This window comes from Wenyingzhuangia fucanilytica (genome assembly GCF_001697185.1).
Classification (GTDB): domain Bacteria; phylum Bacteroidota; class Bacteroidia; order Flavobacteriales; family Flavobacteriaceae; genus Wenyingzhuangia; species Wenyingzhuangia fucanilytica.
In genome coordinates, this window is record NZ_CP014224.1 from 923,397 (window position 1) to 936,570 (window position 13,174).

Below are 13,174 nucleotides of genomic sequence, written 5' to 3' on the forward strand. Positions count from 1 at the left end.
AAATGTCTTATAAAAAAATATTATTAAGTAGTGTTTGTTTAATAACAGCAATCTTTTTTAAAGTTACAGCTCAAAATAACAAACCAAATGTGTTATTTATTTTTGCAGATGATCAAAGAGCAGATGCTCTTGGTTGCTCAGGAAATACCTATATCAATACCCCTAATATTGATAAAATTGCCCAAAACGGTGTTCGTTTTACCAATAGTTATGTAATGGGAGGCCATCATGGAGCCATATGTGCTCCAAGTAGAGCCATGTTAATGAGTGGAAAAAGTTTATTCCATGTTTATGATAAGCTAGATGGGGTAAAAACCATGCCTATGCATTTTGCAGAAAATGGCTACGAAACATTTGGTACAGGAAAATGGCACAACAAGGCTCAGAGTTTTGAGGCTAGTTTTCAAAAAGGTGAAAATGTTTTTATTGGAGGTATGGCTAACCATTACAGTACACCAATGAGGCGTTTAGGAGAAAATGGAAAATTAAGTAGCCCAGAAAACAAAGGTTATTCAACAGATTTATTTGCCGAGGCAGCCATTAATTACATAGATAATTATGCTAAGAGCAAACAAGAAAAGCCTTTTTTCTGTTATGTGGCTTTTACGGCTCCACATGATCCACGATCTCCTAGAGAAGATTATATAGGAATGTATCCTGACGAATCAATGCCATTACCAGGTAACTATAAAGCATTGCATCCATTTAAGTTTGATAATTTAAATATAAGAGATGAAACCTTAGGACCTTGGCCAAGAACTCCACAACTAATCCGAGCATCTTTAGCCGATTATTACGCACTAATAACTCATTTAGACAAAAGGGTAGGAGATATTATTAATACTTTAAAAAAGCAACATCTGTTTGATAATACCATTATTGTTTATGCAGCAGATAACGGTTTGGCAATTGGTAGTCATGGGTTATTGGGTAAGCAAGATTTGTACGAGCATAGTACAAAAGTACCTTTTATTATTAGTGGTCCTGGAATACCTAAAAATAAAACAAAAGATGCTTTGGTTTATTTGTTTGATGTGTATCCTAGTTTAGCAGACCTATGTAATTTACCTATGCCAACTAAAATTGATGGAGAGAATGTAGCACCAATTATTAAAGGTGAAAAAGAAAAAGTTAGAGAGTCTTTATACACTACGTATAGGCATACAGTAAGAGCTGTAAGAACAGATGAATGGAAGTTAATTAGGTACCCTGAAAGAGATTACACACAATTATTTAATTTAAAAGAAGACCCTCTAGAGATTCATAACCTAGCAGAATTAAAAGAATACAATTCAAAGTTGGAAGAAATGATGGGAATGATAAAAAAATGGCACAGTTACACAGATGACCCTGAAACGTTAACACCAGAAAAAATTCTTCCTTTAGGATATGATTATACTAAGTTAAAACAGAGGCCTGATGACAAACAGCCAAAATATATTTTAGATAAATATTTTAAGGGAGTAGATGTTAAAAATATAAAGAAAACAAAGCATTAACAATAAATGAAGTATAAAATTTTAATCGTCTATTTGGTCGTTAATTTATTTTTTTGTGGAAATATTTTTTCGCAAAGAGAAGTTGTTTCTATAGAAAAAGGATGGAAGTTTACTTTAAAAGATGCATCAGAATATTCAAATCAAGATTACAATACCTCTCAGTGGAAAAATGTGCAAATTCCACATGATTGGGCTTTTGAAAAAGGGATTTCAAAAGACGGAGCACAAGGGGCAAGCGGAGGTTATTTTGATGGAGGTATTGGTTGGTATCAAAAAAGATTTGAGCTATCTAAAAATTGGAGAAACAAACTTGTGACTATTGAGTTTGATGGGGTTTATATGAATAGTGAAGTTTGGATAAATGGTCATTATTTAGGGAAACGCCCTTATGGGTATATTTCATTTCGTTACGAAATTTCTAAATACTTAAAAGAAGGTAAAAATACTATTGCAGTAAGGGTAGATAATTCTAATGAGCCTTCAGCACGTTGGTATCATCCATGTGGAATTTATGCACCTGTACGTTTAATAGCCACATCACATCAATATATTAAACCCAACGGTGTGTATGTAAAAACTTCTAAAATAACAGATAAATATGCGACTGTTTGTGTAAAAACTTCTTTAGCAAATACTAAAAAATCAAAAGGAGTTTTAGAAACACTTGTGTTAAATGCAAGTAATAAGGTAGTAGCTAAGAAGACTTCAGTAATAAAAAAAGGTGGTTTTAATGATGAATTTGAAACAGAGTTAAAAATTAAAGATCCAAATTTATGGACTACAGAAGTCCCATATTTATACAAAGTTGTAAACCGTTTAATAATTAAAAATAAAGTTGTTGATGAGGTTTCTACTCATTTAGGAATTAGGAGTATTGAGTGGAAAACAGAAACAGGTTTTTGGCTAAATGGAAAAGTAACCAAATTATTAGGTGTGAGTGAGCATTATGAAGGTGGTCCCTTAGGTGGAGCGTGGACAAAGACTATGTTGCGTTGGAAGTTAGGGCTGCTAAAAGAAATGGGTGTAAATGCTATTAGAACCGCTCATAATCCTGCTCCTCCCATGTTTTACGATTTGTGTGATGAAATGGGGATTTTGGTAATGGATGAAATTTTTGATGGATGGTCTAAAAAAGCAAAAGAAGATTATGGAAAACAAGCTTTTAAAGACTGGTGGAAGAAAGACATGACAGAATGGTTGTTAAGAAATAGAAATCATCCCTCTATTATAGTGTATAGTGTTGGGAATGAAACCCGAGGAGAAGTAGCAAAGGAATTGGTAGCGTTGTGTCATAAATTAGATCCAGAAAAACCAGTGACTTCTGGGCATAGTTCGTCAGAGTATATGGATGTATATGGTGTGAATGGAGGTAGTGAAAGACCTAGCTTTTTTGATACATCAAGACCAGAAAAACCTTTTGTTTCTACAGAAGCTCCACACACTTGGCAAACCCGAGGATATTATAGGTCTAAAACATGGTTTAGAGATGGATATAATCCTAACCAAAAAGGGAAAGCTTTTGAGTTACCAGACCTAACAGATAAAGAAGTTTTTACATATGAATGGGCACCAAGATTAGCATGGAAAAACGGGAAACAGCATTTTAATTCATCTTACGATAATGCCATGGTGAGAATTTCAGCTAGGAAAAACTGGGAATTGATGAGAGATTTACCTTGGTTTAGTGGGCATTTCCGTTGGACTGGTTTTGATTATTATGGAGAGGCTGGTTATGTACATGGTGGATGGCCATTCCGTTTGTTTATGGGAGGAGCTTTGGATGTTGCAGGATTTAAAAAAGATCTGTTTTATTTTTATAAAAGCCAATGGACCCAAGAACCAATGGCTCATATTTTACCTCATTGGACCCATTCTACTTTAAAAAATGGAGTAGAAATTCCAGTTTGGGTTTATTCTAATTGTGATGAAGTAGAATTGTTTTTAAACGGAAAATCTTTAGGTAAAGATAAACCTGGAAGTAAATGGAATGAAATGCAATGTGAATGGGTAGTACCTTGGGAGCCTGGAGAGTTGGTTGCAAAAGGATATGTAAATGGAAAAGAAGTAATATTGTCAAAACAAATTACAGCGAGTAAGCCATCGGCCATTCAATTAAAAATAGAAGACACATATTTAAACCCTGTAAAAGATAAAGCTGCTATTATTACGGCGAATTTGGTAGATAATAAAAATGTATACTATCCTTATGGAGAGAACAAAGTTTATTATCACCTTAGGGGTAATGCTACGTTATTGTCTTTAGAAAATGGAGATCCTGTAGATACTACTAAAAATGTTGGAATTACTGTTAAAAAGGCTTTTATGGGAGCCTCTAGAGCTTTTGTAAGATTAGCAGATAATGCTAAAAATGTTTCATTATTAGCAGGAGCTATTTTAGCAGAAAAACAATTGTTGACTTCTAATATTGTTCATATTGATGTGAAAAATATAAGTTTAAAAGGAGTTTTAGAAAATGAATCTTTTAAAGTTTTTTATACTATAGATGGCACAAAGCCAACATTAAATAGCGATGTGTATAACAAACCTTTTAAAATACATTTAGGGACTGTTGTAAGAGCCATAGTTGTTTGCAATGGTAAGGAGGTTTTAAGTATGGAAGAAAAGTTTGATGAGGGGTTAGGGCTGTCTTGGGAAAATAATATAGAGTTAAATAACGCAAAGAAAAATACCAATGATATGCTGGCTGCAGAAGCTGACATTGTGGGGGTTAGTGTTGTAAGTAAAAATGAAAATAGTTTTGTTGATTTTAAAAGCAAGGAAGGTAAAATAACTTGGTATCAAGAAAACGATGGTAGTTCAGGAGTTTTTACACTTAAATTTAGCTATGCTTCTAATGATTCTAAACCAAGACCAATGGATTTATTTGTTAATAACAAGCGTATAGGAGTTTTAGATTTTAAAAATACTGGATCTTGGAATGCTAATTGGAAAGAGGTGAATATAAAATCTCAATTACAAGCAGGAGCTAATTATATTGAGCTAAGATCAAAAGGAAAAAGCGGGCCTAATATTTTAATGTTGGTTGTTGAGTAGATATAGGGAGAGATTTAAAATAGGTTTTAGTTGTTGTGTAAAAGGGCTTCGTTATTATAACGAAGCCCTTTTTGTTATATCTCATCCTTATCGTTTTGACTAGAGTGTTGTTTGATATATTCTGTTGGGCTCATACCGTATTCTTTTTGAAAACATTTTCCAAAATATTTTTGATTGTTAAACCCTGTCATATAAGCTACTTCTGAAATGTACATATTGTTTTGTTTTAACAATTGAGCAGCTCTTTTAAGTTTTATTTTTTTGATAAAATTAACAGGAGTATCATCCGCAATCGCTTGAAGTTTTCTGTATAAATTAGCCCTACTCATTCCAACTTCTGATGCTAAGTACTCAACGCTTAATAGATTGTCTGTCATAGAATCTTCAATAATTTTAATCAATTTTTTTATGAATTTCTCATCATTAGAATCAATTTTAATTTTAGAAGGTTCAGCAGTAATTACTTTACTGTATTTCTCTTTTAATTCTTTTCGGGTTCCTAAAGCATTTTTAACTTTCCATTTAACAAATTCTAAACTAAAAGGTTTTTCTATATAATCATCTGCACCTAAACTAAGACACTTTATTTTTGTGTCTTCAGAGTTTTTGGCAGTTAGCATAAAAATAGGAATATTACTTATTTCTTTGTTTGTTTTAATGCGTTGTAGCATGGAGATACCATCTTCTACTGGCATTAAAATATCACTAATTATTAAAAGGGGTTTTTCTCTTATAATAATATCATAACCTTCTTTTCCGTTAGGAGCTTCTAAAACATTAAAATCAGAAATAAGTTCATCTTTTACCATACGTCTTAAATCTTCATTGTCTTCAACCAATAAAATAGTTGGTTTTGTAGGTTTTTTTGTGCTTTTCTTTGATTCAAATTCGCTAGAAACTTCTTCTATTACTTGGTATTCTGAGTTCTGAATAAAGTTTCTTTTTAAAGGCATACTTGTTTTAATGCGCTCTTTTTTAGGATATTTATCTTTGTTTATTGGGAGGTAAAAAGTAAATTCTGTAAAAATATTTTCTTCACTTTCTACCATAATAATTCCTTGGTGTCTTTCTATTAATTTATGAACTAACTCCATTCCAACTCCTGTACCTGGAATTTGATTGCTGTAGGATTTTGTAGCTTGATAATACCTGTCAAAAATAAAAGCTAAATCTTTTTTAGGTATTCCCATTCCATTGTCTCTAACAACACATTTAATGTATGTATTATTATCTAAGTCTAATGATAATGTTTTAGGGTCGTCTGCAGTAGCAAGCTCTAGAGTAACACTAATTGCTCCTTTTTCTTTAGTGTATTTAAAGGCATTTGAGAGTAGGTTAAAAAGTGTTTTTTCTAAAATATCTACATCGTACCATCCTTTAATTTTTTCTTCTTTAGCAATAAAATCGTATTTGATTTCATAAATTCTAGCAAAATCGTTAAAACTATCTTTGATAATGCTTACATCTTTAACAATGTCATTTTTAGAAATACTTAAATTAAATTTACCAACATCAAATTTTCTAATATCCATAATTTGATTGATAAGTCTATGCATTCTTAAAGTATTGTTGTAAATACGCTGTGCAGTAAGTGGGCTTAGACTAAAGTTTTTTTCTTTTACAACCTTTTCAATAGTTCCTAGAATTAGAGATAATGGAGTACGAAGTTCATGAGAAATATCGGTAAAGAAAATCATTTTCATTCTATTGTGTTCATTGTCTTTTTCTCTACTAATAGTTTCTGTAACTAAGTTTTTTTTAAGTCTGTACCAGCGATTAATTAAAAAGTAACTAATTAGAATTAAAATAATACAAATTAAACCATAAATCATATGAGCAGTAACGCTTCTCCAAAAAGGAGGGGTGATTTTAAAGTGTATAACAGTGGGAGTAGTGTTCCAAACACCATCGCTATTAGAGCTTTTAACTTTAAAAGTGTACGATCCTGGAGGCAGGTCGTTATAGTTGGCATTTCTGTTAGAAGCACTAGTGTAAACCCAATAATTATTAAGTCCATCTAATTTGTATGCATATTCGTTTTTGTTTGGTGTTGTTAAGTCTAACGAAGAAAAATTAAAAACAATATTATTGTTGTTGTATGGTAAAACAATAGGTTCTTCTGAGTTTATATTGATTTTATCAGAGTGATTATAATAAGTGTTTTCGGTGTTGTTTTTTGAATTATTTAGAACAGAAAAATTAGTAATTACAGTAGTGGGGATTTTATTTTTTTGAGAAAATTTATTTGGGTAAACAGTGTAAAACCCATCTCTATTTACAAAATACAACTTATCTTTTTTAGGGTTAGATGAGCTAGCTCCGTAAATAAAATGGTTTTCTTTAATACCATCTTCAGTACCAAAAGGAACAAATTTGTTGTTTAATACATCAAAAAGAGTGATACCATCCAAGGTACTCATCCATATATGACCCTTTAAATCTTCTTCTATAGATATAATGGTATTAGGTGAAATTCCTCTTGAATTTTCTTTGTTATAACTTTTAAAGTTGTTTTCCTCTTTTAAATAAAGGTTTAAACCACCACCTCTAGTTCCAACCCATGTATTATGATTACTATCTTCATATATACATAAAATAGCATTAGAAGATAAACCGTTTTTACTTGGAAGAAATTTTTGAAAAGATTCGTTGTTTAAATCAATTTTATAGAGTCCTTCACCACGAGTACCTATCCATAACTGATTATCACTTGTAAGCGTAAATACAGAGGTATGATTATTTTTTAGTTGTTTAATAACACTTTTTTTAAAGTCAGAAAGAGGAGTTTTGTCATTAATAATATCTATTCCTCCATCCCATAAACCAATCCAAGTTTCATTTTTACTGATAGGAATAATCGCTGTTATTGATTTTTTAAAAGTTTTAATTTTTTCTAACTTAATTTCATTTTGCTGATCGTTGTAGTTAATTGTTTGGAATAGTTGGTTATAACTACCTATAAATAGTTCTTTTTTGTTGTAGTCTGCTACAATAGTGTTTATGTTATTTATTTGAGGAGATAAATTAATTTTAACTTCACTAAAAGCGTTGTTATTGTATTTATAGATTCCGTCATTTGTTCCTACTAATATATTTTTTTCATCAAAAAATTGAATGTTAAGCGCATTTTGGGTTTTATGCTTTATGTGTTCACTAATATTATGTGAATTAAATAAAGAGTTTCTACTAATTAATTTACGAACTCCCTTATTAGATCCAATCCATAAATTACCATAAGAATCAAAAATGGTTGAGTTTATGTGTTTTGTTTGGAAGTCTTCTTGAGGGTAGTAATCAAAAAAATACTTATTGTCTTTTCTAGTAGCTTTTAACAAGCCATTAGTAGAACCTATCCATAGTTGATTGTTAGAGTTGTTGTTTATAGAAAGTTCTGTAAGTCTATCTGTTTTTTTTAGATGTTCTAGGATATTAGGGTAAGGTTCTAAAACCTCTAATGTATAATTACTTTTATTATAACCCAATACATAAAACCCTTTGTCCGTTATAGCCAACAATTTATTTTGTGCAATGTTTTTTAACTTGATTACTTCTATGTTAAAATTTGTTTTAACATAATTGTTTTGAGAATCTATAGTATGTATTCCATTAGCGGAGCCCATCCATTGTCTATTATAGCTGTCTTCTGTAAAACAGTTGATAGGATTATTTAATTTATAGGTTGTGTGGTAGTTTATTTTTTTAGGAAGTCCTAATGAATTATTCTGGTTTACAGGGATAATACTTTTTAAATTATTGTTTTTAGCATTATATGTCCAAATAGTTCCTTTAGAGCTTTTTTGATAAACAATAGAGGTAGCATTTTTATTAAACCCTTTAAATTTATTTTGTTTTCTATTATAAAAAATTAAAAAACTCTCACTACCAATCCATAAGTTTTGATTCTCATCTTCTACAATAGAGTTGATATTATTGTTAGGTATAGAATACTCATTAAAAACATTATTTTTAAAAGAGATTAGCTCATTACCATCATATCTATAAAGTCCAGTTTTTGTACCAATCCAAATAAAACCAAAACTATCTTCAAACAAGATGTTTATTTTTTTATTAAATGAACTCCCCTGTATATTTAGCTTGTGAAAAAGAGGAGGATTGTTTTGCGAAAAAACACTTGAGACATTTATGAACAGAAATAGTATTAAGAAAAACTTGATTAAGGGAGTAATTTTGTATCGCACGGTAATAGATAGTTAAAAATTTTACAAACAACCTATTTTTGCTTGTTTATAAAAGAATAAACAAAACTGTTGTTATATTTTAGCAATTTCATCATTTTTTTTATAGAATAATAAAAAAATATAGACTTAAATGTTGCCTGGTAGGTGTCTTAATGTTGCAAAGCGTTAAAAATAGACGAAACAGGTAATATTGCAACATATAAGGGTGTTAAATGAGAATTGTAGGTTTTATATAGTTTGTAGTTTTGATTATTGTGTTTTTTTAGATTGATATCTAAATACACAATTCTTAGTAGTAAAGATTTATTTATATAATTTATAATGATGATTAGATATAACATCCAATTTTTTGTCTTACTGATTTCTTTAGTTTTAGTTTCATGCAGTTCGACAAGTAAAAAGAAAAACGAAACACCATCTAGTTTAAACAAACCAAATATCATATATATTTTAGCTGATGATTTAGGTTATGGAGATTTAAGTATTTATGGTCAAAAAAACTTTAAAACACCTAATATTGATAAACTAGCTTCTCAAGGAATGTTGTTTACTCAGCATTATTCAGGAAGTACTGTTTGTGCTCCTTCAAGATCAGCTTTAATGACAGGTATGCATACCGGACATACCGTAATCCGTGGGAATAAAGAAATTCAGCCAGAAGGTCAATACCCAATTCCTGATGACACTTACACTTTAGCAGAAGCTATGAAAAAGGCAGGTTATACCACTGGTGCTTTTGGTAAATGGGGACTTGGGTTTCCTGGTTCAGAAGGAGATCCTGTAAATCAAGGTTTTGATACTTTTTTTGGTTATAACTGTCAACGTTTAGGACATAAATATTACCCTAATCATTTATGGTCTAATAGAGATTCAATTGTTATTAAGGAAAATAAAAAATTTGCTAATGGAGTATATGCTCCAGCTGTTATTCATGAAAAAACACTTCAGTTTATAGAAGAAAATAAAGAGAAACCTTTCTTTGCTTATGTAGCATCTATTATTCCTCATGCAGAATTAGCAGCACCTAAAGAAATAATGGATAAGTATAGAGGTAAGTTTTTGCCAGAAAAAGAATATATCTCTGATGCATCTTCAGAAAAGCTATTGGATGGAGCTTATGCTAGCCAAAAGGAATCTCATGCTGCATTTGCTGCAATGGTAGATTTATTAGATCAGCAGGTTGGAGAAATTATGAGTAAGATAGAGGAGTTGGGTATTGCCAACAATACTATTGTTGTCTTTACTTCAGATAACGGTCCTCACAAGGAGGGTGGAGCAGATCCTAATTATTTTAATAGTAATGGTGATCTTAAAGGATATAAAAGAGATTTGTATGAAGGAGGAATTAGAGTGCCTTTAATTGTAAAATGGCCAGGTAAAGTAAAAGAAGGTAGTGTTTCAGATCATATTTCTGCATTTTGGGATGTTTTTCCAACATTTTCAGAAATAGTAGGAGTGAAAACACCTAATAATATTGATGGTATATCATTTTTACCAGAGCTGACTGGTAATGAAAAAAATCAAAAAAATCATGAATATTTATATTGGGAATTTCACGAAAGAGGAGGTCGTCAAGCAGTTAGAATGGGTAATTGGAAAGCGGTAAAGTACAACGTACTAAAAAAACCGAATGCAAAAATAGAGTTGTATGATTTGTCTAATGATGTTGGAGAAAAGAATAATGTAGCTAGCCAACACCCTGAAATTGTTTCTAAAATGGAAACTATTTTAAAAGAAGCAAGAACAGATTCTAACGTATTTAAGTTTGCTCAGAAAACATTTTTAGGACATGATTAAAAAAAATATAAAAAGATATGTAAACAAGGCTATTTTATTAATAGCCTTGTTTAGTTTTATTTTAAGTTTTGCACAGCAAGAGCAAGGAATAATTAATATTAATACTCAAAATGGACACCCTGTTAAAGTGGGGGCAAGCGGATTCAACGTACGTATTGCAGATAAAAGTTGGAATTATACACATCCTGATTTTAGAGAAACAGTACATCAACTAAAACCAGGATGGCTTCGTTATTTTTCTGGTACTATGGGAGATGCTTTTAGTAGTGCAACTGGTCAATATGATATTGATTATGCTATGATGTTTAATCATTCCAAACAATACTTAAAAGGATATAGATTTACAGAAGTTAAAGGTCCACATCGTATTATTGATTTGTATGATTTATTAAGTGAGATAAATGGAAAATTAATTGTTACTGTTAATGGATTTTCTGAAACTCCAGAAATGACAAAAGAATTAGCGAGATTTTGTAAAAACAATAATATTGAAGTTGCAACATGGCAGTTTTGTAATGAGCCTTATTTTTATGTGCCACACAGAGGTTTGTATTGGTGGAATAATGGATATGATTATGCTGCTAAAATGAAACCTCATGCAGATGCTATTAGAGAGGTTTTTCCCGATGCTTATTTGGCTTTAAATTGTACTTGGGATGGTATCTGGGGTTTTATGAAAGAGATTAATCAATATCAAAAAGAACATGGAGCTTATTGGAATGTGTTTTCTAAACACTCTTATGCTCCTCATACAGGTAAAAAAGAATCTTTAGACGAGGCATATAGAAGAGGAAATTCTAAGATTTTAGAAGCTACTTCTCCTAAGGCAATGCAAGAAATTGAAGATTATACCTGGGAAAATGTTCCAATGGTGATAACTGAGTTTGGGGTTTGGAATACTCCTTTGAATGGAATTTACTCAAGTATTTACAATATTGAGTATGTTATGAGGCAATTACAACACACTAATACATGGTATATAGGAGCGCATGAAATAAGTAGTAAATTCCAACCGAAAAAAAATATTAATAAACAAATAGAAGAAGCTTATCAGAATGGGACTATTCTAAAAACTGATAGTATTTCAACTGGAATTAAAAAAACACTAGAAGGAAAAGCTTATGAAATTTTTCATAACGTAACCAATCATACTGATTTTGTTTTTGAGTCTACTGTAGTTAATGGATTTAATGCTCCAGGAATGAAAAACACTAATAAAGTTGGTTTTTATTCTCAAGCTTATAGGGGGATTAATGGTTATAATTATTTAGTGTTTACTAATAGAACAAGTCAGTCTAAAGATTTTACTATAAACGTAGATGGAAAACTATTAAACAGGAAAATAGAAACCCAATTTATTCATGCGGATTCTTTACAAGTACAGAATACAGATATTATAAATAAAGTATGTAAAAATGGAAGTTTAAATATTCCTGCATACAGTGTAACAGTTGCAAAGTGGAAGTCTAAATCTGTAGTAAAACCATTATCTCCAGTTGTTTATAAAGGTGAAGTTAAAAAATCAGGAATAAAACTAACATGGGGAGCGGTTGAAAATGCAAATAGTTATATGGTTAGTTATGGTAAATCAATCAATGACCTAAATCATAAATTAAAGGTTAGGAAAGGGACTTCTGTAGAGATTAATAATTTAGAAAACGGAGAAGAGTATTACTTTAGGATGCTTGCTAAAAATAAACTAGGAGAAAGTGAATATTCCAATCACATAAAATTAAAGTTTGATAAACCAAATACACCAGATATTTTTAAGACTTCAAGGAGAAATAATACAGCTACTGTTTTTTGGAAAAGTGTAGCCAATACAACAGCATACAAGTTAAAGTATATTAACACTAAAACAAGTCAAGAAAATATTATTGATGTTAACAATGTTTATGGGTACAGAGTAGAGGGATTGGCTTATGATGTTGTTTATCAATTTTCAGTTGCAGCATATAATGGTTTTGGGGTTGGTGAATATTCAAAACCAGTTAGATTGATTTTGTCAGAAAAGGTGCCTTTAAGTCCTAGAAATGTATCAGCAATCAGAAATCAAGAAGGAAATGTTTTGGTGAAATGGATTACACAAAATGATGTTGATTCAGAAACTACTTATAATGTTTATAGGGGTGAAAAACTTCATCATTATAGTAAAATAGCAGAGGGTATAAATGCATCTAGTTACATAGATACTACAGCAATAAAGGATAAAGTTTATTATTATACTGTAAAAGCAGAAACATCTGCTGGAGAAAGTAATTTTTATCCTAATTCAGCAACATTAATTGATGTTAAAGAAACATCTTCTGTGAGAATAGATAAGGTAGAAAAGCAAAAAGATGGTTATTTGTTTTATGTTTCTTATAACAATGTACTACTTGATGGAGAATATTCATATGGACTTAAAATAGAAAATATATCATATTTAACTGTCGAAGAGCAATTGCTAAATGGAGTAGACTTACACACAACCGATAAAACTTTTAAGGTTTTTATTTCTAATTCAGAATTGACAAAGAAATCAAAATATGCAGTTAAAGCATTCATTAAAACAAACGGAAAAAGTATATACAGTAAGTTGCCAAATAAAACTATTGTTACAGATTAATTATAAGTAGGTAAAAA

At 30.6% G+C, this 13,174-nt stretch carries 5 protein-coding genes; 4 read left to right on the plus strand and 1 reads right to left on the minus strand.

Going from position 1 to position 13,174, the window contains the following annotated elements:
- The first annotated feature begins 2 nt into the window (after positions 1-2).
- Positions 3-1,499: a sulfatase family protein gene (locus AXE80_RS03760; RefSeq protein ID WP_068824581.1), complete on the plus strand. Its 1,497-nt coding sequence runs from the start codon at positions 3-5 to the stop codon at positions 1,497-1,499.
- A 6-nt stretch (positions 1,500-1,505) separates the two neighbouring features.
- The gene (locus AXE80_RS03765; RefSeq protein WP_068824583.1) at positions 1,506-4,553 is read left to right on the plus strand and encodes a glycoside hydrolase family 2 TIM barrel-domain containing protein; all 3,048 of its coding nucleotides are present in this window, start codon (positions 1,506-1,508) and stop codon (positions 4,551-4,553) included.
- 74 nt (positions 4,554-4,627) lie between these two features.
- On the opposite strand, the gene AXE80_RS03770 is transcribed toward AXE80_RS03765, so the two are convergent.
- On the minus strand, positions 4,628-8,605 hold the full coding sequence (locus AXE80_RS03770; protein ID WP_068824585.1) for a hybrid sensor histidine kinase/response regulator transcription factor: 3,978 nt from the start codon (positions 8,603-8,605) through the stop codon (positions 4,628-4,630).
- A gap of 468 nt (positions 8,606-9,073) precedes the next feature.
- On the opposite strand from AXE80_RS03770, the gene AXE80_RS03775 reads away from it, so the two are divergent.
- Positions 9,074-10,549, plus strand: coding sequence for an arylsulfatase (locus AXE80_RS03775; protein WP_237340626.1), 1,476 nt, complete (start codon positions 9,074-9,076; stop codon positions 10,547-10,549).
- Complete coding sequence (locus AXE80_RS03780; protein ID WP_068824589.1) at positions 10,542-13,157, plus strand: fibronectin type III domain-containing protein; 2,616 nt, start codon at positions 10,542-10,544, stop codon at positions 13,155-13,157. The genes AXE80_RS03775 and AXE80_RS03780 overlap by 8 nt, the downstream gene beginning before the upstream one ends.
- Positions 13,158-13,174: the final 17 nt, after the last annotated feature.

Excerpts from the sequence above, each read along its gene's own strand:
- AXE80_RS03760 (WP_068824581.1), top strand. The coding sequence starts at position 3 with ATGTCTTATAAAAAAATATTATTAAGTAGTGTTTGTTTAATAACAGCA.
- AXE80_RS03765 (WP_068824583.1), top strand. The coding sequence starts at position 1,506 with ATGAAGTATAAAATTTTAATCGTCTATTTGGTCGTTAATTTATTTTTT.
- AXE80_RS03775 (WP_237340626.1), top strand. The coding sequence starts at position 9,074 with ATGATGATTAGATATAACATCCAATTTTTTGTCTTACTGATTTCTTTA.
- AXE80_RS03780 (WP_068824589.1), top strand. The coding sequence starts at position 10,542 with ATGATTAAAAAAAATATAAAAAGATATGTAAACAAGGCTATTTTATTA.